Here is an 18007-nt window from a genome sequence, read left to right on the forward strand (position 1 = left end):
ATTATTCAACGGTTTATTCTTCTTTAGCGAGGATCGGCGCTGGCCGATGTCTGCTATCGATGCGCTTATCGTGGATTTTGCCAAGTACAGTCATCAGTTTATCGAGAGAACCCTCGATGGCTTCCTTGATCGTCGGAGCATCATGGTGAACGGCGACATGCTGCCCCCCCTTGGGATGCGCATCGATCTTACAGCGTTTATCGTTGCCGCCGCCTTTACTTCCGTTCTCATCGCTCAGGTGAACTTCAACGCGCGTCAACCATTCGCTGAACTCGCCGATAGCGTCTTCTACCAGCGCCTCAACAGATTGCGCCACATCTTCGCGACCTTGAATATGTTTATCGGTGTGAATTGTAATTAGCACTAGGGCCTCCTTGATAGTTCTAGAATAATGCAAAACTGAGTCCAGGGGCATTCGATTCGGTCAAAGAGCTCGACCTTTCAGAGGGTTTGCTTCAACGCACTCCTATTTCAGTCCGATGCAGAAAAGAATTTCTTGACTGGCTTCTTGAATCGTATCCAGCGCCTTTGGTATTCGAAGGATTTAGAATATTTTAATAGAGGGCTGTAATTTGGTAATCGAAGAGCTTGTTGTTAATCTTGATTTCAAAAGTATCACCGACGCGTTTTCCGACGAGCGATTGACCCACAACTGAATCGGTGGTGATGATGTGATAATCCGAAGAATGTAAAGAAAGCTTAGTCCCCCCAGCTCCAGGTAAGATAAAAAAGTTTTTCTCAGTTTCTTCATTAATACGGACTTGAACCAGCGCGGTCAAACTGATGGGATCGCCGCTTTTAAAATTTCGAGGATCGAGTTGGCTGAGCTTGTGAAGCACGACTTTAAATTCATCGGCACGCTTCGCTTGAGCGCCTGCAAGATAAGAGGCCTCGAGCCCGCGCGTGTCGTATTTATTCTCGGCCTTAGATTCTTCAGTGGTGGCAGCGTCTTTAGCAATATGCGCAGTGAGCATCAGCGCATCCAAATCTGCTTGAAGCTGTTTCAGTAAAAGCGATACGAGTTGGCGTTTAAGTTCCGGCGGATCCAGTGGCGATTTCACAGGGTGGTTTCTCCTGCGAAAACAATAATACTAAGCCTAAGATTTCAAAAGGGACGCCGCCCAAATCAAAAAGCGAACGCGCCTTTTGATTTATGTCTCTAAATTCGCTTGTCGATGAATACTTTCCAAGAGATCTGTTAGATTTTTTCGATGGATGGGTTTTGTCAGAAAATGGGAAAAACCCGATTGCGTTGCACGCTCGCCTTCGTCTTTCATCGCATGGGCGGTGAGCGCCACCACTGGGACCTTGAATCCCCGGCTCCTGAGCGCTCTGACAGCCTGATGCCCATCCATGATCGGCATCTGAATATCCATCAGTACCACACCAAAGTCTTTCGCGAGCGCCATGTCTACGCCTTCGGCACCATTATTGGCGAGCGCGATTTTGGCGCCGGTTTTTTCGAGCATTTTTTGAATCAGATACTGATTGTCTGGAGAATCCTCGACAAGGAGCACCTCGAAGTCTTGAAGGTTAGGGTAAATTGGTTCAGTTAGGATTGGGGGAGGACTGACTTTTGCCGTTTGAAGTGGAACGAGTTGCGCTGCGACGGGAACACTCACCGGAAACTCAACCTTGAACTCGCTCCCGCAACCAATCTTGCTGTGAGTGAGAGTAAAGTCACCGCCTAAGGCTTGGCTTAATTTTTTAGAGAGGATGAGGCCAAGGCCCGTCCCGCCAAATTTTCGCGTCGTCGATGAGTCTGCTTGCGAAAAAGCCTTAAATAACAATTTTCTTTGTTCTTCAGTAATGCCTCGTCCCGTGTCGGTGATCTTAAATTCAATATGATTGGGAGTGTAGATGAGTCGGAGTTCGACTCGTCCTCGTTCTGTAAATTTGATCGCATTTCCGACGACATTACTTAAAATCTGGCGAATGCGCGTGGGATCCGAGAGAATAAATTCAGGCAGTGGTGTTTCAGAGAGAAACTCGAAAACGATTCCCTTTTCGCGCGCTTTCATCCCCGTTAACGAAGAAAAATCTGCCAGAAATTCTATAAGATTAAATTCGACAGTCTCAATCTCCATCTTACCAGATTCAACTTTCGTTAAATCTAAGATGTCATCGATGACCCTTAGTAGGTGTTGAGAGTTGCGTTCGATAATCGAAAGAAAATTTGAGACCTCAGGATCTTGAACCACTTTCGAATCTTTGATTAAACTCACAAAGCCCATGATAGCTCCCAAGGGAGTGCGAATTTCGTGAGACATATTCGCCAAAAAAGCGGACTTGGCTTGACTGGCGCGTTCGGCTTCGACCCGCGTCGCCTCAATTTCGGCCGTCTGCTGCGTTTGCCGTTGCGCTTCGATCTCAATGTAGCGAATGGCGGCTTTACTGATGCTGAGATCTACAAATTCGTGGTAGATCTTTCGGGTTTCAATCTCGATCAGGCCCTGATCTTCAATGGACTCGAGAATAGTCACTCGGAGTAAATGATACTCAGCGATCACTTGGTCAAGGGTGTATTCAGGTTGGCTTGCGCGGTCCTCGGCGTGTTCGTTGGCCACATCCGTATTGGTTTGGACTGAGTCTTCAGGGCGAACGCTGTGGAGAGTTGCTACCAGCCGATCCATAAACTGAGGAAGAGAGTCGAGGAGCGCGAGTTTTGTTTGAACTTTGGCGGCTTCCACTCGCTGGCGGGCCCGCATTTCCCAGTCTTCGAAAATTTCGGATTTGGCTTTTGCAAGATAAGCAGCCACATCCTGCCGTGATAGATTCTTTGTAAACATTGAGATCTAGTCCTTACAGGAGTGTGACAGGATTTACAGGCGAAGTTCAGCTTCTATGAAGGACACTAGCGGAGTGGGGTAGCCCTGTCATGGGAAGATTTAGATTATTTAAGGGGCCTGGGTGCTACTCAGGTTCGTGGACCTTGTCATCTCGTCGGAGCTCTCTTAGACTACGATTATGCATAAATATGGAATTTCAGGTGGGAGCTTACAACTGCGCCGCATCTGTTTACGGAGTTCAGCTCGGTCTCTTTAACGTCACCGATCATCTTCATGGATTGCAGATCGGCCTTCTGAATATTTCTCACAAAAACGGTTTGCTCTTCTTCCCCATTATCAATTCGGGATTTAGGCCATTTCAGCGGCCATAAATTTTTTTTAGGTCGCGTCCTTGACATTTTTTTTACCGGTCCCAGGTTTTTGGTATAACCGTTGATACGAGATCAACGATAACCATTAACCCAATAGGAGGTCCAAAATGAGAATGTTAAGTCCAATTTCCACAACGTGGTCATGGCCACGTCGCAGTTTGTCTCCCATTCAGATGGGGGATGCGTTTGAAGAGTTTGATCAAATTGTCGAAAGTTTTCTTCGACCCACGTTGGCGACCAGCCACAATTTTCAGCCGAGCTGTGATGTCAGCGAAACGAAAGATCACTACTTGATCAGCTTTGATATGCCCGGTGTTAAAAAGGAAGACGTAAAGATCGAAGTGAAAAGAAATCAATTGTTCGTTTCGGGCGAGCGTCATCGTGCCACCAAAGAAGAGGACGAGACTACTCTCCGTCACGAGAGATCCTATGGCCGTTTTGAGCGCAGTTTTACACTTCCTGAATCTGTTGCGGCCGATAAGATTGAAGCTCACTACGAAAACGGCGTTTTAAACGTAGCCTTGCCAAAAGCGGAGATTGCGCAGGGGAGAACTATTCCGATTCAAACGGGAAAATCGGGATTTTTGAGCCAGCTCCTAGGATCTAAAAAGGATTCTTCTCCCGAAATGAAAGACGTGAAGCACTCCTAGTGCTGGGGGTTGGAGATCGTGGCTGCCCTTGCGGCGCAGCCACGATATTTTTTGTTTATAATCCAAAGTCTAGATTTGAAAATGAGCAAAATTTTCCAATCTTGACATTTTAAGAGCCATTTCCAAAATAAAAAAGAAGAGTGCAAAAGCTCTCATAAATAAAGGAGGTATTTATGATGAACGATCTTCAATTTGAGTTTTTGGGATTTAAGCCAGATGACGAAGTGAAAGATTTCGTTTGGTTCGTCGGGGATAAATTGCACTGGAATGCGCCCAGTGACTCGACGACGAAGATTGCAGTTCGTAAAACAAAAAAAGCCATAGAAGTTTCTTGTCGAATTGTTTCCCAGGCAGGAACATTTGTGGCAGATGCCATAAGCGATAGTCCTTTTAAAGCTCTTCAGCAGGTTGAAAAAACAATTCGGAATCAGTTGGAAACTTGGGGGCGAGTCCGCTTTAAGGATTCCACTTTCTCCTTCGACCAATGAGGCTCCAATGCGTCAACGTGTGGTGTTGATCACTGGAGCGAGCACCGGCTTGGGTTTAGCACTTGTGCAGGAACTCCTTCAGTCCAAAAATTATCACGTGATAGCGACGGCGAGAAGGTCTTCTTTGGAGAGATTCAAGGAGGCGGGAATCGTGGAGGGTGAAAATCTTTGGATCCGCCCCCTCGACGTTTTAAATAAATCGGAAAGAGACAGCGTACTCACCGAAGCTACGGAAAAACTGGGTGGCATTGATGTCCTTGTGAACAATGCGGGCTACTGTTTAAGAAGCGTTGTGGAGCAAGTTAACGAGACGGAGCGCCTTCAGCAGATCGACACCAACTTTAGAGCTCCGATGGCGTTGATCCGAGGGGTCCTTCCTCATATGAGAAAAAAGCGATCGGGTCACATTATTAATCTTTCCTCTGTGGCTGGAATGATGGCGATGCCAACCATGTCGATTTACAGTGCCTCGAAGTTTGCTCTCGAGGGAGCCACCGAAGCTCTATGGTACGAGGTTCGTCCCTGGAAAATTAAAGTTTGCCTGATTCAACCTGGATTTATAAATTCGGATTCGTTTAAGAATGTCCAGTTTTCACGAGAAAGTCGTAAATCCATTCAGGATAAAAATAATCCCTACTATTATCATTACAGCTCGATGGCGCCATTTATCGCCAAACTCATGAAGCTTTCACCGGCAACTCCAGCATCCATTGCTAAGAAGATTCGAAAGGTGATGGAAAGTTCCAATCCTCCGCTCCGTGTGCCGGTCACGATTGATGCTTATTTTTTTGGACTGCTTCGCAAAATTTTACCCCATCGGATTTATTTGAGTTTGATGTACTATTCTCTGCCGCGAATTTTTCGTTGGGGCGAAGACGATCACTACTACATGGATGCGGAGTACGAGCGTAATGAAATGTTAAAATCAAAGTGGAACCCGCAACACGATTTTTCCGAAGACGATCAGGATTCGCACGTTCCCCATTTCGATTTGACTCTCAGGGGTTGATCTTCTCGCAAGCAATGCTATGGTGGGTGACTGCGAGGAGAAACGATGGGACATTTAAAAAACGGGCAGTGGCACAATGACGAAGTCGCAACCAGTGGAGTGGGTGGAGCGTTTGAGCGTGAGGCCTCTGTATTTCGCGACCAGATTTCCGAGGATCACGAAAAGTTTAAGCCCGAAGCCGATCGCTATCATCTGTCTGTGAGTTTGGCGTGTCCTTGGGCTCATCGCACCCTGATCACACGTCATCTTAAAAAACTGCAAGATTTTATTAGTGTCAGTGTAGTGCATCCGGAGATGCTGGAGAACAGCTGGGAATTTCGAAAAGATTTCGACGGTTCCACCGGTGACACTTTATATAATAGCAAATATCTCTACAATATTTATCAAAGGCACGATCCCAAGGTCACAACCAAAGTCACAGTGCCGATTCTTTGGGATAAGAAGACCGAATCCATTGTTAATAATGAGTCTTCAGAGATTCTTCGCATTTTTAATACGGCTTTCGAAAAACTCAGTCCCACTCAAATTGATCTCTACCCTGAAGCCCTGCGCTCCGAGATTGATCAAATGAATGAAGTCACTTACGAGCCCGTCAACAATGGGGTTTATAAATCGGGATTTGCAAAGAAACAAAAAGCCTACGAAGACGCCTGCAGTAAATTGTTTAAAACTCTCGATCAAATCGAAGCTCATTTAGAAAAGCGGCAATATTTAGTGGGGAGTCAGCTGACGGAGGCCGACATTCGACTTCTCACGACGCTTATTCGCTTTGATAGCGTTTACTACGTCCACTTTAAATGTAATGTGAAAAAAATCTCCGAATATAAAAATCTTTCGGCCTACCTCCAACGGTTTATGGAGATGGACGCCGTCAAGTCGACAACGAATATGAAGCAGATCAAACACCACTACTATTATTCCCACGATTTTATAAATCCTTACCGAATCGTTCCTATCGGGCCTTCATCCATGATGTGAACTGGCTCTAAGCAGAAGTATTGGCTTTTCCCCAATCTCGGAGTTCCTCGAGGACGGGTCGTAGGGAATTTCCTTTTTTTGTCAGTTGGTACTCGTATCGCGGCGGGTTCTCGGAGTAAATGACTCTTTCGATAATATTGAATTGAACCAATTTTTTTAAACGATTGGAGAGGATGTTGGGGGAAATACCTTGGAGCGAATTTTGAAGCTCTTGGTTTTTCTTAGGGCCATCCAGAAAAAGATCGCGGAGGATCAAAATGGTCCATCTATCACCAATAATTTCTAAACTTCGCGCCACCGGGCAGTTAAGCCCCCGAACGATCACTTTACTACTCATAGCCTTATTTTAGCACAATATTTATTAAATCGATAGTAACTATTGATTTAATAGTGACCTCCTGATATTCTTTTATCCATGAAACATTTTATCTTTTTAATTTTGGGTCTTTGGACCTTGTTGGGTTTTGCTATATCCCGGCCCATGTCCGGTCCTGGATATGATAGCTCTGCGGAAACTCTCAAAGGAGATCTCAATCGTGATGTTTATGTCGCTATCACCAATGCCTACGTCATCCGCTCCAAGAGATCTCTATTTGATCGAAAAACCCAGGAGATCTACAAAAATTTAGAGCAAAACATGGGCTATCTGGTGGGCTCTATTCGTCTCCGTCTGCTGGGGGAAGAGGTGTGGACCTATACAGTTTGGGAAAGCAAGGAGGCCTTAGACCAATTTGCCAACTCTCGCCAGCACGTCGATGCGATGTACACCTCTGATTCCGCCATTCGACAGATGCGATCCTTGGTTTTTAAGGTCAAGGCCAGTGAGATTCCATTAAGCTGGAGTCAAATCGAAGAGATCATTCAAAAAGAAAAGATGAAAGAATACAAACCCCTTTAAAGAAACAAATACTATGATGACTTCCCTCTATATTGGCTTACTTGGGTTACTGTATTTTAAGATCTCGCTCGACACCATTATTGCCCGAGGGCGTGAAAAAGTATCGCTGGGTCCTGGCGCGAATAACGAGGTCCTTCATTTAGTTTCGGCCCACGGTAACTTCTCAAGTTATGCTCCACTATTCCTATTGATGTTTTTTTTACTAGAACAGCAAAACACTAATAGTGTTCTCCTCCACGTAATAGGGGTGACGTTTTCAGTGGGGCGTGTGCTTCACTATTTAACGATGAAAGATAAAGAACGTACTGTTAAGAAAAGAAAGCTCGCCATGCAACTCACTTTATGGCCAATGAATGCCCTCGCAATAATCAACATCTATGCCTATGTCATGCAGAGTTAAATATTATTTTTTACAATTTGTCAGACTGGCAAAGGGGTTAGTTTTTGTAAAAAACATCCTTTGCATTCTCGCCTAGGATTCCCATTGTGACCTTTTAAAGGTCGAGTTATCGAGGTTCGGTATTCTCTTTATTGTGGGGGCTCAATTGGAGTTTAACGCAAATCATCTCTCTGAAAAGCGAATTTTTAAAACACAGGTGGCCGTCATTGGTGCGGGCGCTGCGGGTATTACTATCGCACGCGAATTTGTAGGCACGAACGTACCGGTCCTGCTGCTCGAGGCGGGCGACTATGAGTATGATCAAAAGTCTCAGGCCGTTTACGAGGCCGAATCCGTCACCACCAACACCGAAAGCGTTTTAGATGGCACTTACCCGGGCTGGTCCCGCCTCCGTTATTTTGGCGGCTCAACAGGTCATTGGGGAGGGTGGAGTTGTCCCTTGGAGGAGAACGACTTTGTACAAAAGGATTGGGTGGATCACAGTGGCTGGCCCTTTCTTCGCCGGGAAATTCTTCGCTACTACGACAAAGCCTGCGACTTGATCGAAATCCCACGATTTAATTTTGAGAATCTCTCCCAGTCCGAACTTTTTGTGCCGTCGGAAGATTACGATCAGCTGTTCGCAGAAAGTTCGTTGAATTCAAAACTGGAGCAGCGCTACTTTTCCTACAGTCCTCCGACGAGATTTGGAGAAAAATATAGAGACGAACTCCATCAGTCTGCCAACGTCACCGTGGCGACCAATGCCAACGTGATTCGCTTGGACATGGATCCATTTCATGAGCGCATTGAAAAAGTCATTTGTAAAAATCAAAATGGCGTAAGTTTCGAAGTCCATGCCCAGGTTTTTGTGTTGGCGTGTGGGGGGCTCGAGAATCCGAGACTGCTTTTAAATTCCAACCACCAAGCACCAGCAGGACTGTGCAATCAGAATGATGTTGTTGGTCGGTATTTCCTAGAACATCCCCATTCCGAATTTGCCGTACTCATGAATTTAAAAGGAACCGATTGGCTAAAGAGTTTCGCAGCCCTCGGACCTGGACAAAGCAAACGGATTTTTGTGACCAGTCCCGAGTTTCAAAGAAAAAACAAAACCATGAGTTACTCGTGCGAAATTATGGCCGACGGCGATGAGCCCTCCAATTCCAAAACTCTCGAGCAGATGAAGGCACTCGTCAGTGATACCACCGAGACGCCCAAGTTCTCGATTCTCAATGTCCGTGCCGATATGGAGCCCAACTCCAATAACCGTGTCTTTTTAGGAACTCAAAAAGATGAGCTTGGGCTGAATCGCATCAAAATGAACGTGAATTTTTCGCAGAAAGATTTGGACTCCATTCGAATTTCGACAGAGGCCGTGATGTCGCACCTTTCGTTTTTAGGCCTCGGGCGATCTCAGCTCAAAATGTTGGAGGAAAATCTTTGGCCGGGGAGTGTGTGGATCGGCTGTCACCACATGGGGACCACGCGCATGTCGACAAATCCCAAAGAGGGCGTCGTCGATGCCAATAGCCGCGCCCATGGTTTAAATAATTTGTACATTGCGGGGAGCTCGGTGTTTCCCACTGGCGGTTACGGCAATCCTACTTTAACAATTGTCGCCCTAGCTTTGCGCTTGAGTGACCATTTAAAGATGAGGTTTTAATGTTAGATCCAAGACGAAGAACTTTTCTTAAATCTTTAGGTTATCTCACAAGCCTTGTGGTTTTAGAAGGTATCCCTCTCAATGCACTCGCAGCTTTTGGAGACCGGGCGCAGTTGCCCGTGGTCATTGGAGACGATTATTTGGTGCAGTTCGGGCAAGAGCCGGAGTTATCGGAGCTCAACGCTTGGATCGAGGACTCGGCCGATTCTTTTTTCGAAAAGCCTCATCTCGTCGATAAAGTACGAGAGCAAGTGAAGAGCGATTACTTGAATGGTCATGTTTTTAAATGGAACCGGTGGGTGCTTAGTCGCACCGAAGGCCGTTTGTGTGCGCTAGCGAGTTTAAAAACAACTCGCTCTCAATAGCGCCAAAATCGCTAAGGCTTTTTCACCTTGGACATTAAAATATTCGCCAAGAAAATATCGTTTTCCCCTTGAGGATCGGTGACATCGCCATCCTCAGAAAAACTTTCGCCCAGGATTGTCAGGCTTTGATTGGGGCCTTCGACGATCGCGTAAGCGGCATCGTACTCACTTCCACCAATGGTCTGTTGTCCCAGGAAGTCTCCATCGATTGAAAAGCGAATGAGCCACGCGTCCCATTTGCCACGATGGCCTTGGACTTGTTGATCCGAAGAGGGGCTTCCGCCGATCATGGCGAAGTTTCCGTCGCTGGTTTGGACCACGCCATAGCCGAGTTCGTAGTTGGCGCCCCCAAAACATTTTTGCCAGATGAGTTTTCCGTTGGCATCGAGCCGAATCACCCAGTAGTCAAATTCGCCGTGACTGCCTTTCACTTGACCGACATACCAATCTTTAAAGCTATAGGTGTAACCTGTGACAATGATGCTGCCATCTTTGGCTTCGGTAATGGCATTTCCCCACTCCCAGTCCCAACCGCCATAGGTGTTGGACCATAATTTATCGCCTTCGGCATTTAACTTGATCACGAGGAAATCATAAGTGCCGTGGTTACCGATGGCGTCGCCATTGTCCGACTCCGATTTTCCAGAAATTAAAATCCCTCCGTCACGGGATTCAATCACTTGGGTGAGAGTCTCATTGGAAGTTCCGCCGAACTTTTTTTGCCATTTAACTTTGCCGTCGGGGGAAATTTTCGCCACCCACCAGTCGTAAGCGCTTAAATTTTGAGAGCAAAGCGGGTCGGTGTTGTAAACCGTACCGCCCACGAGGATATCGCCCTTTGAGGTGACAGTGATCGAGGCTGCGAAATCGGGCCCTGCACCGCCAAAATTCTTTTGCCAGAGAATATCTCCCTTGGAATTAATTCGAACTAACCAGATGTCACTCAGTTGTTTTTTTCCCAGGGCATCTCCATCCTCTGAGCTCGACGTTGCGGTGAAGACAAACCCACCATCGGGAAGAGCGGCGATGGCAGCGCCTTGATCATTTTTAGAGCCCCCATAAGTTCGGGCCCAAATTTTTTCGCCATTCCAACCGGTTTTCACAACCAGGACATCGTTTTCGCCTTGATGGTTTTTAATATCTCCGTCTTCGGATTTCGTCGTCGCCACAAAAGCGTAACCGTCGGTGGTGCGCACAAGGGCTTGAGGACTGTCCTGCGGGCGATCATCTTTAGATCCGCCATAATTCTTAAGCCATTCGACCGAAGGAGGATGTTGAGTCTTAACTGTTGAGGTTTCTTGAGTCTTTGATGGATCCGCAATTTTAAATTTTAAAGGATCTACATTCACGATCCAAAAGTCATAGTCACCCGAGGAGCCCTTGACATCGCCATCGGTAGATTCAGTTTCTCCGACAATGACCACGCTCCCATCGGGAAGTTGCACGGAAGAGGATCCCAGCCCTGGAATTTCGTAACTGCTCCCGCCCATAGTTTTTTGCCCTAAAATATTTCCTTTGGAATCCACTCGCAAGATATAGAAGTCGGCACTACCGCGATTTTTATCCACATCACCATCATGAGAGGCCGAGGATCCCGCCATCACATAACTTCCGTCTTTCAACTGCAGGGCCGTGTGGAGGAATTCATCAACTTCGCCCCCATAAATTTTGGTCCACTCGCTTTCTCCATTTTGATCTAACTTGACCAAGAAATTGTCGTATTCGCCGATGATGCGCGCTCCTTCGACGTCCCAAGAGTAAGTGTAGCCCGCAAAAAGATAGCCGCCCTCTTGGCTCACGAGGATGGCGCTTCCCCAATCCCACATCGATCCGCCGAGGGTTTTTTGCCACTGGATCGCGCCGGAGGAATCAAATTTCACCACCCAGGCATCGTACTCGCCCATAAAGTTTGTCACATCGCCGTCAAAACTTTCCGTACGGCCCACCGTGATCCCACCGCCATCGGCGGTGGCGGTGATTTGGGAAATGTACTCTTCGTTCGTTCCGCCGTAAGACGCCACCCAAAGAATTTTTCCATCAGGAGAGAGTTTGGAGATCAGATAATCGCGCGTTCCTCCACAACCGTGGTGATGATTTTTTGATTGAGGCCCAGCAATATCGCCGTCCATCGAATAAGAATCGCCACCGACTAGAATGTGTCCATCCATTAAAACAGAAACGGTCTGCCCGGTGTCTTCCGCGGTGCCACCGATCGAACGCTCCCATTCGATGGTGTTGTCGTGTCGTAACTTAACGACCCAAATATCAGAGTTTTCCTTAGAGCCGTGGTGGCCTTTCACCGCTCCGTCAGTGGAGCGAGACGTTCCCACTAAAACAAGTCCACCGTCGGGAGTGCTCGCTACAGCCGCCGCCGAATCGTAACTGGATCCACCCACATCCACTTGGCGAAGAAAGCGACCTTTGGAAGTGTATTCCACAAGAGTAAAGTCCGAGTTATGCTCCAGGGGATTCGACGGGGCAGGGCCACCGAGTTTTTCGTATTCGCCGACAACAACGATGTTGCCATTCTTTCTTAAAGCGACACCTTTACCCGAATCATATTTTTTGCCGCCAAAAGTTTTCGTCCAAGCACTCGCCGAGCGGGGAGTGGCAAAGATCAGGGCGAGTGCGAAGATAGAGAGTGCGGTCAAAAAGTAAAATTTTTTCATACAGCTTCCCTTGATGGAGAGGTCTTAAGTCGCTTGATATTTGTTCGGAAAATGGATTTTTTGCAAGCTTTAGCTGGAGGTTTGGAGCGAATTCATCTTCTGTGGATTGGATAGCTCCATTGTAATGGGTATGTAAATTTGGGGAGGAGATCAGGGTGGCTTGTGTTCTATTGCCCTCAACGCTAAAGCTGCACTCAGAAACCGTTGCCCAGATCTAAACAAAGGAGCTTTTGTGAAGTTATTCAGTCTAGTCGTTCTTATTATGATTTTCGCCCCCACATCTAGTTATGCAATTCCTTCGCTCAATTCCAACGATCGCAAAGAATGCATCCAACGCGTTCAAATCGAGTGTCGCAGTGGGATCTCACGTGTTGATAGAGCCTTCTTTACTTATGACCATGGCTATATCTGGAACATGCGCCTTAAAAATGGGGGATCCGCTTTTTGCGCGCGCCAAGTGATCGTCGATTGGATGGATTAGACCTCTAGCCCCCCACCAGCAACTCAGGTCCTCACCACGGTTCGTTGCTTCGCATTTGAGTAATTCTTTGTGAGAACCGCGAAATGAAGCGGACTTTGTCTTTTGGAATCAATACTCCTTGAGCGGTCTTAAAAGACCCTCAAGACCGTTCAGTTTAATTTCGTAGAGTATGGCCAATAGCTCTCCTAATTCTCCCTCGGGAAAGCCCGTCTTAGAAAACCACACCACATAAGATTCAGGAAGATCCATCATCCGGTAGCCCTTGTACTTCCCGTAGGGCATTTTCCAATTGGCAAGTTTAACTAAGCACTCTGTATCGAACATCAGAGCATCGTAGGATTAAACGGAGGGTTTATCAATGCGTTCTGATAAAAATTGTCTTGTTCCCCGGTCAATTTCTTCGTAAATGTGGAATTCGGTAAGATTCACCCCTAGTCGAAGGAATATTTGTGAGCGGGCGCAGAATAGTGATCATCGGCGGTGGCGCCGCAGGATTTTTTACGGCCATCAATGCCGCCGAAAACTTAAAATCCAAAGGCCTTCCGGGAGAGGTGCAACTTTTAGAGCTCTCGGGGAGCACACTCAAAAAAGTCAGAATCTCTGGCGGCGGCCGCTGCAACGTCACGCATAATCTGTTCGAACCTCGCGCCTTCTGCGAGCGTTACCCGCGAGGGGCTAAAGAACTCCTCTCAGCGTTTCAAAGATTTCAAGCCAAGGACACGCTGGAGTGGTTCGAAAAGCGCGGAGTCCCTATCGTTGCCGAAGAGGACGGGCGCATGTTTCCCGTTACAAATAGTTCAGAGACCATCATCGAATGTTTTACCGAGGCCGCGCGCGCCGCGGGCGTAAAGCTGCAATTGCATCACAAGGCCGAGGCCGTTCGCAAGAACGAGGACGGGACACTCACGGTGGAGATTCGCAACAGTGACACCATCATCGCCGATGCCGTCATGATCGCGACGGGCAGTAGTGCTCAAGGTTACGAGCTTGCCAAAAATGTAGGGCACACCATTACCGAGCTTGCACCGTCGCTATTTAGTTTTAAAGTGACCGACCCCTTGCTCGAAGAGCTCTCAGGCTTAAGCTTCGAAAACGCCGAAGTGAAATTGCTGATCCCTAACGAAAAGCCATTTAAGGAACGGGGACCTCTGCTCATCACCCATTGGGGAGTGAGTGGACCCGCAGTCTTAAAAATCTCCGCATGGGCCGCACGCGAAATGCTCCATGCCGACTACAAAGCCGATCTCAAGGTGAATTGGCTCGGAGCTCAACGCATTGACGAAGTTTTAGATCTGCTCAAGAGCATAAAATCCCAGGCCGTCAAATCCCAGGTCCACAATATCTATCCCGAACAGTTGGCCAAACGCTTCTGGGTGAAAGTTTTAGCCAAAGCCCAAGTCTCCGAAGACAAGCGTTGGGCCGATGTCTCTAACAAAGAAATACAGCAAATCGCCGAAGTCCTTTTCGCCACCGAATTTAAAGTCTTAGGAAAAAATAGATTCAAAGACGAATTTGTCGAATGCGGAGGAGTCTCCCTCAAAGAAATCGATTTTAAAACCATGCAGAGCAAATTAGTCCCAGGCCTTTATTTCGCCGGCGAAGTCCTCGATGTCGACGGAATCACTGGCGGCTTCAACTTCCAAAACGCTTGGACCGGCGGCTGGATCGCCGCGCAGAGTATGGTTGGTTAGATATTGATCTCTTCGACATTGCATAAAATCTCTAGATGTTAACGGAAAAGGCACCTCATCTGATGTACCTACAAATCAATTCGTTCGTTACATGTATATGACCTCAAAGGTCAAAACTTAAACGGACCGGAGAAAATTGCTGTGAATTGAAGATCTGTTTGCAGTCCGTGGGCCACCGTCGCTTTTTTTAGTTAAATACACTTAAACTTTATCGAACGAGCAGGCGAGAGCAGCAGTTGTAATTGGCACTATTACTTTTTGGATATTTGTTAATGAGGATTCTGATTTTTTTAAATCTATCAGCGCAATTCAAATTAGACATTGTTAATTTACTTCTTGATCTTGAGCTATATTGAGACCAGCAGCGGTTAATTTGTTTTCTTAAATTTATGTTTATTAAGTTCTTTTAAATAATTATCCAGATATTTATGCAGTTTTTTGACTTCACCTAAAGATAAAAAAAAGTGTTCATGATCTGGCTTATCTTTGTTTGGAACCGCTAGAATATTCAATAGCCAGCTTTTTGCAGAATTCGAATCGTCATCATAGTCGCCTGAAAAGGATATGTAACCACGATTTTTTTCGAACTTTAATTGTTTTTGCAGTTTGTGTTTGCTAAAATTAGCTAACTTAATCTTCATATTCGTTCCTTGTGCTACTGCACTTTAGATCAGACTCCGGATGGTAATAAATCGAAAAAGAAGAGTCAAATTTTAGGATAATCGTTTATGATAGGGAGCTTAAATTGATATAGCAAAAGTTTTATCATCCTTTATGACGTCACATAGTTTATCTATTTTTAGGAAGTATTATCTGATTGTTTCGACAACAATATCGATAAATCAATTATTTATAAAAACTCATTTTCCAACCGTAGAACCGTAGAACCATTTTTTGACGATATGTATAGGATTAAATTGGAAAGGTAAATGGGGTTCGCGGTCAATATCTGAATGATCAAAAAATGGTGGCGTTGGACCAAAGACAGGCGCACAAAGCAAAACAACCACTCATCACCATGATACTATTAGATTTTTCCCAAAAACAAAAGAACGAATTTTTGCAGTTTGTGCTCCGCTTTACATAGCGGGATACTCTTTGCGAGAGATTCAAGAGCAAACAGGATTTGCAAAATCATCGATCCGTGAATCGCTGCGGTCTCATGGCTACACACTTAGGCCAACAAGAATTGGACCGAACCATCATGGATCGCAGTCCTTGCCTCGTCGTTCCCCGGTCTTACCTTATGGCTACGGTTGGCTTGATGGAAGGCTAGTGCCCGATCCAAGCGAATATCGAGTGGTCCAAAAAATACTTCAGCTTTGGCAAAAGGGCGAGAGTTCGCGGTCCATCGCAAATATTTTAAATGATCAGCAGATCAAATCTCGAAGTTCCAAAAAATGGTTTCACGGTCTTGTTATTTCGATTGTTAAGCGTCATCAACAAAGAGGAGAGTCTCATGATTCCAAATAAACTTATCGAAGCAGTTGTGATTTTTGTTTTTCTTACTGCTGCTACAGGTCAGCTGCCGCGGCTTATTAATTCTGTTCGGATGGCGCAATTTCAAGTGCTCAAAGAGTCCAGATCCTCCAACTGGGGCAAGCCACCTTTGTTGCTCCTAAAGAAATGAATGCTTTTATGTGAAAATTGGACAAGTGTTTCGTTCCTCAAAAGAGATTTCTCAAACCAATGTCTGCTAAGGATTTAGAAAGACTATTATTTATGCAATCGCATGCAAGTTAACGTTTGCCATAATCTTGCTTACTAGGTAAGCTAAGTACCATGAATTCTAAAAAGCCAGCCGCTGCTCGATTCCGAAATCTTAGGTCGTTATTGGAGCTTTCTCAGCGTGGTCTTGCACGTGAGTTTGGTGTGTCCGCTGCTGCTGTTGCTCATTGGGAATCAGGCTCTAGACAGGCTTCTGGTCCGGCCCTCAAACTTCTTGAAATCTTCGAGAAGCAATATGCCAGGAGTCTCTACAAGCGGGATGAATTGAGGGCCGAATAGTGTCTGCTGATTTGATAAAACAACTTCTTCGAGCATATGCGAACAATGATTCCGATCTCTTTCGTAAGAGCGCCTTGCAAATAGCGGCCAATGAAAGTCGTATAGGCCACTCTAAGCTGGCCGAAGAGTTGCGCGAGTTGATCTCTAAAATGCCAGAGAGATCAGAGATGATTTCTGAGCCGATCAATATCGCACAACCCCGAGGCGAATTGGCTGAGTTGATCGAATGTACTTTCCCCCAAGAGGGTTTTCGTAACGTGGTTCTTGGAGAAGAAAATGAAGCTACACTAAAGCGCATAGTTCTTGAAAATCGCCGGCGCTCAACCCTGCAAGATTTTGGAGTGCAGGCGACTCGTAGACTGCTTTTCTTTGGCCCACCAGGTTGCGGAAAGACCCTAACTGCGAGAGTTCTAGCTGCCGAACTTGGTCTTCCACTCATGACTGTTCGCTTCGACGCCCTTTTCTCAAAGTTTCTTGGAGCTACAGCAACTCACCTGCGAACCATATTTAATGAAATGTCCAGACGTCCGGCAGTTTATTTTTTCGATGAGTTTGACGCCATCGGAAAACATCGCTCAGACGCCGTTGATGTCGGTGAAGTAAAGCGAGTTGTAACTTCATTCTTGCAGATGCTAGATGCTGATCGAAGTCAGAGCCCAATTATTGCGGCAACTAATTTTGAAGATTTAATTGATCGAGCACTACTGAGACGCTTTGATTCAGTTGTCAGCTTCCCCCTACCAACTAAACAGCAGATTCAATCACTGATTTCGACTAGGTTCGCCCAGTTCGAAATTGGCTCCGCATACTTAACCAAAATTGGCCAACAGTCTGTGGGTTTGAGCTTTGCCGACATTGCCAGAGCCTGTGACGATGTTATCCGCAATATGGCTTTATCTAATCGAAATACGCCAAATCAAGAGGATTTGAAATGGGCCTTTGATCTCCTTGGGGAACGAAAAGTTTTACTGAAACCCAAGCGTAAGAGATAACCTATGGCGGACAAAAAATTACCGTTCATTTTTTCCAAAATGAAGGCGCCGAAAAAATTTACGTCTATTCGCCAGTTCTTTCCGAAAACCCCATTGCCTCCTAGGAATCCCAAAGAACACAGAAAATATCTTTTGGATCAACTCTCCAATGTAGAAAAGCATATTCAATCTAAGTCCAAAAACAAATTGGCTGAAGCAAAAGGAGCTGTCGTCGCTGTCAAGCGTGCAGAGGGTTCCCAGCTCAAGGTTGACAGCCTAGGTGACAAGCTCAGTGGTGTTCGGGTTTTATTTGATATTCCTGAGGAGCGAACGACTATTCTAGATGTCTCTAAAGGCGATCTCTCCGCTCTAAAGAAAAAAATCAACGCTTATGGCGAAAAACCCAAAGTTTCCTCAAGAAGCAAAAGTAAAGTTCCGAAACCCGCGAACAACGACTTAATTGCTCCAATTGAAAGTATCGTTGAAGTTGACCGAATGCTCTTCTCGCTTGTCTGGGGACCAAAACTATCTTCGATGGAGAAGGCTCCAAAAAAAATGAATCTTTTTGGTTTGAACTTTCCTTGCGTGGTGGGCG

Annotated in this window: 23 protein-coding genes; 16 read left to right on the forward strand and 7 right to left on the reverse strand. The window is 46.1% G+C overall.

Annotated elements, in window-relative coordinates:
- Positions 1-13: 13 nt before the first annotated feature.
- The 3 genes from K2Q26_11080 to K2Q26_11090 all read right to left on the reverse strand — a co-directional run bounded on the left by K2Q26_11080 (position 14) and on the right by K2Q26_11090 (position 2789).
- Positions 14-364, reverse strand: coding sequence for an HPF/RaiA family ribosome-associated protein (locus tag K2Q26_11080; GenBank protein MBY0316057.1), 351 nt, complete (start codon positions 362-364; stop codon positions 14-16).
- 190 nt (positions 365-554) lie between these two features.
- On the reverse strand, positions 555-1061 hold the full coding sequence (locus tag K2Q26_11085; protein ID MBY0316058.1) for a GreA/GreB family elongation factor: 507 nt from the start codon (positions 1059-1061) through the stop codon (positions 555-557).
- Between the two features lie 90 nt (positions 1062-1151).
- Positions 1152-2789 (reverse strand): response regulator, encoded by a 1638-nt coding sequence (locus K2Q26_11090; GenBank protein ID MBY0316059.1) that lies wholly within the window; start codon positions 2787-2789, stop codon positions 1152-1154.
- A gap of 188 nt (positions 2790-2977) precedes the next feature.
- On the opposite strand from K2Q26_11090, the gene K2Q26_11095 reads away from it, so the two are divergent.
- From K2Q26_11095 to K2Q26_11115, 5 genes are all read left to right on the forward strand, one after another.
- Positions 2978-3160 (forward strand): hypothetical protein, encoded by a 183-nt coding sequence (locus tag K2Q26_11095; protein MBY0316060.1) that lies wholly within the window; start codon positions 2978-2980, stop codon positions 3158-3160.
- 107 nt (positions 3161-3267) lie between these two features.
- Positions 3268-3810, forward strand: coding sequence for an Hsp20/alpha crystallin family protein (locus K2Q26_11100; GenBank protein ID MBY0316061.1), 543 nt, complete (start codon positions 3268-3270; stop codon positions 3808-3810).
- A gap of 173 nt (positions 3811-3983) precedes the next feature.
- Positions 3984-4298 carry a hypothetical protein gene (locus K2Q26_11105; GenBank protein ID MBY0316062.1) on the forward strand — a complete coding sequence of 105 codons (315 nt, stop codon included), beginning with the start codon at positions 3984-3986 and terminating at the stop codon, positions 4296-4298.
- 7 nt (positions 4299-4305) lie between these two features.
- Positions 4306-5307: an SDR family oxidoreductase gene (locus K2Q26_11110; GenBank protein MBY0316063.1), complete on the forward strand. Its 1002-nt coding sequence runs from the start codon at positions 4306-4308 to the stop codon at positions 5305-5307.
- A gap of 45 nt (positions 5308-5352) precedes the next feature.
- Positions 5353-6285 carry a glutathione S-transferase family protein gene (locus K2Q26_11115; GenBank protein ID MBY0316064.1) on the forward strand — a complete coding sequence of 311 codons (933 nt, stop codon included), beginning with the start codon at positions 5353-5355 and terminating at the stop codon, positions 6283-6285.
- Positions 6286-6292: 7 nt separating this feature from the next.
- On the opposite strand, the gene K2Q26_11120 is transcribed toward K2Q26_11115, so the two are convergent.
- Positions 6293-6622 carry a helix-turn-helix transcriptional regulator gene (locus K2Q26_11120; protein MBY0316065.1) on the reverse strand — a complete coding sequence of 110 codons (330 nt, stop codon included), beginning with the start codon at positions 6620-6622 and terminating at the stop codon, positions 6293-6295.
- Positions 6623-6700: 78 nt separating this feature from the next.
- On the opposite strand from K2Q26_11120, the gene K2Q26_11125 reads away from it, so the two are divergent.
- From K2Q26_11125 to K2Q26_11140, 4 genes are all read left to right on the forward strand, one after another.
- Positions 6701-7183, forward strand: coding sequence for a hypothetical protein (locus K2Q26_11125; GenBank protein MBY0316066.1), 483 nt, complete (start codon positions 6701-6703; stop codon positions 7181-7183).
- A gap of 13 nt (positions 7184-7196) precedes the next feature.
- Positions 7197-7583 (forward strand): MAPEG family protein, encoded by a 387-nt coding sequence (locus K2Q26_11130; GenBank protein MBY0316067.1) that lies wholly within the window; start codon positions 7197-7199, stop codon positions 7581-7583.
- Between the two features lie 145 nt (positions 7584-7728).
- Positions 7729-9228, forward strand: a complete 1500-nt coding sequence (locus tag K2Q26_11135; GenBank protein MBY0316068.1) for a GMC family oxidoreductase — start codon at positions 7729-7731, stop codon at positions 9226-9228.
- A complete protein-coding gene (locus K2Q26_11140) occupies positions 9228-9593 on the forward strand; it encodes a hypothetical protein (GenBank protein MBY0316069.1) in 366 nt (121 codons plus the stop codon). Before K2Q26_11135 ends, K2Q26_11140 begins: the two co-directional genes overlap by 1 nt.
- 11 nt (positions 9594-9604) lie before the next feature.
- On the opposite strand, the gene K2Q26_11145 is transcribed toward K2Q26_11140, so the two are convergent.
- On the reverse strand, positions 9605-12262 hold the full coding sequence (locus K2Q26_11145; protein ID MBY0316070.1) for a hypothetical protein: 2658 nt from the start codon (positions 12260-12262) through the stop codon (positions 9605-9607).
- Positions 12263-12494: 232 nt separating this feature from the next.
- Between K2Q26_11145 and K2Q26_11150 the strand changes: the two genes are divergently transcribed.
- Positions 12495-12743 carry a hypothetical protein gene (locus tag K2Q26_11150; GenBank protein MBY0316071.1) on the forward strand — a complete coding sequence of 83 codons (249 nt, stop codon included), beginning with the start codon at positions 12495-12497 and terminating at the stop codon, positions 12741-12743.
- A gap of 108 nt (positions 12744-12851) precedes the next feature.
- Here K2Q26_11150 and K2Q26_11155 read toward each other — a convergent pair whose 3' ends face one another.
- Positions 12852-13067, reverse strand: coding sequence for a DUF3820 family protein (locus tag K2Q26_11155; GenBank protein MBY0316072.1), 216 nt, complete (start codon positions 13065-13067; stop codon positions 12852-12854).
- Between the two features lie 125 nt (positions 13068-13192).
- Between K2Q26_11155 and K2Q26_11160 the strand changes: the two genes are divergently transcribed.
- On the forward strand, positions 13193-14434 hold the full coding sequence (locus K2Q26_11160; protein ID MBY0316073.1) for an NAD(P)/FAD-dependent oxidoreductase: 1242 nt from the start codon (positions 13193-13195) through the stop codon (positions 14432-14434).
- 368 nt (positions 14435-14802) lie between these two features.
- Here K2Q26_11160 and K2Q26_11165 read toward each other — a convergent pair whose 3' ends face one another.
- Positions 14803-15075 carry a hypothetical protein gene (locus K2Q26_11165; GenBank protein ID MBY0316074.1) on the reverse strand — a complete coding sequence of 91 codons (273 nt, stop codon included), beginning with the start codon at positions 15073-15075 and terminating at the stop codon, positions 14803-14805.
- 457 nt (positions 15076-15532) lie between these two features.
- On the opposite strand from K2Q26_11165, the gene K2Q26_11170 reads away from it, so the two are divergent.
- From K2Q26_11170 to K2Q26_11190, 5 genes are all read left to right on the forward strand, one after another.
- On the forward strand, positions 15533-15907 hold the full coding sequence (locus K2Q26_11170; GenBank protein ID MBY0316075.1) for a recombinase family protein: 375 nt from the start codon (positions 15533-15535) through the stop codon (positions 15905-15907).
- Positions 15894-16064, forward strand: a complete 171-nt coding sequence (locus tag K2Q26_11175; protein ID MBY0316076.1) for a hypothetical protein — start codon at positions 15894-15896, stop codon at positions 16062-16064. The genes K2Q26_11170 and K2Q26_11175 overlap by 14 nt, the downstream gene beginning before the upstream one ends.
- 152 nt (positions 16065-16216) lie before the next feature.
- A complete protein-coding gene (locus K2Q26_11180) occupies positions 16217-16441 on the forward strand; it encodes a helix-turn-helix domain-containing protein (protein ID MBY0316077.1) in 225 nt (74 codons plus the stop codon).
- Complete coding sequence (locus K2Q26_11185) at positions 16441-17433, forward strand: ATP-binding protein (GenBank protein ID MBY0316078.1); 993 nt, start codon at positions 16441-16443, stop codon at positions 17431-17433. Before K2Q26_11180 ends, K2Q26_11185 begins: the two co-directional genes overlap by 1 nt.
- 3 nt (positions 17434-17436) lie before the next feature.
- The coding region (locus K2Q26_11190; GenBank protein MBY0316079.1) for a hypothetical protein at positions 17437-18007 on the forward strand (571 nt) is incomplete at its 3' end.

Source organism: Bdellovibrionales bacterium, assembly GCA_019750295.1.
Lineage (GTDB): Bacteria > Bdellovibrionota > Bdellovibrionia > Bdellovibrionales > JAGQZY01 > JAIEOS01.

What these genes read in the sequence shown, in the direction of transcription:
- K2Q26_11115 (MBY0316064.1), top strand. Translation starts at nt 5,353, where the DNA reads ATGGGACATTTAAAAAACGGGCAGTGGCACAATGACGAAGTCGCAACC.
- K2Q26_11145 (MBY0316070.1), bottom strand. Translation starts at nt 12,262, where the DNA reads ATGAAAAAATTTTACTTTTTGACCGCACTCTCTATCTTCGCACTCGCC.
- K2Q26_11165 (MBY0316074.1), bottom strand. Translation starts at nt 15,075, where the DNA reads ATGAAGATTAAGTTAGCTAATTTTAGCAAACACAAACTGCAAAAACAA.
- K2Q26_11110 (MBY0316063.1), top strand. Translation starts at nt 4,306, where the DNA reads ATGCGTCAACGTGTGGTGTTGATCACTGGAGCGAGCACCGGCTTGGGT.
- K2Q26_11120 (MBY0316065.1), bottom strand. Translation starts at nt 6,622, where the DNA reads ATGAGTAGTAAAGTGATCGTTCGGGGGCTTAACTGCCCGGTGGCGCGA.
- K2Q26_11155 (MBY0316072.1), bottom strand. Translation starts at nt 13,067, where the DNA reads ATGTTCGATACAGAGTGCTTAGTTAAACTTGCCAATTGGAAAATGCCC.
- K2Q26_11095 (MBY0316060.1), top strand. Translation starts at nt 2,978, where the DNA reads ATGGAATTTCAGGTGGGAGCTTACAACTGCGCCGCATCTGTTTACGGA.
- K2Q26_11125 (MBY0316066.1), top strand. Translation starts at nt 6,701, where the DNA reads ATGAAACATTTTATCTTTTTAATTTTGGGTCTTTGGACCTTGTTGGGT.
- K2Q26_11180 (MBY0316077.1), top strand. Translation starts at nt 16,217, where the DNA reads ATGAATTCTAAAAAGCCAGCCGCTGCTCGATTCCGAAATCTTAGGTCG.
- K2Q26_11130 (MBY0316067.1), top strand. Translation starts at nt 7,197, where the DNA reads ATGATGACTTCCCTCTATATTGGCTTACTTGGGTTACTGTATTTTAAG.
- K2Q26_11090 (MBY0316059.1), bottom strand. Translation starts at nt 2,789, where the DNA reads ATGTTTACAAAGAATCTATCACGGCAGGATGTGGCTGCTTATCTTGCA.
- K2Q26_11105 (MBY0316062.1), top strand. Translation starts at nt 3,984, where the DNA reads ATGATGAACGATCTTCAATTTGAGTTTTTGGGATTTAAGCCAGATGAC.
- K2Q26_11175 (MBY0316076.1), top strand. Translation starts at nt 15,894, where the DNA reads ATGATTCCAAATAAACTTATCGAAGCAGTTGTGATTTTTGTTTTTCTT.
- K2Q26_11140 (MBY0316069.1), top strand. Translation starts at nt 9,228, where the DNA reads ATGTTAGATCCAAGACGAAGAACTTTTCTTAAATCTTTAGGTTATCTC.
- K2Q26_11100 (MBY0316061.1), top strand. Translation starts at nt 3,268, where the DNA reads ATGAGAATGTTAAGTCCAATTTCCACAACGTGGTCATGGCCACGTCGC.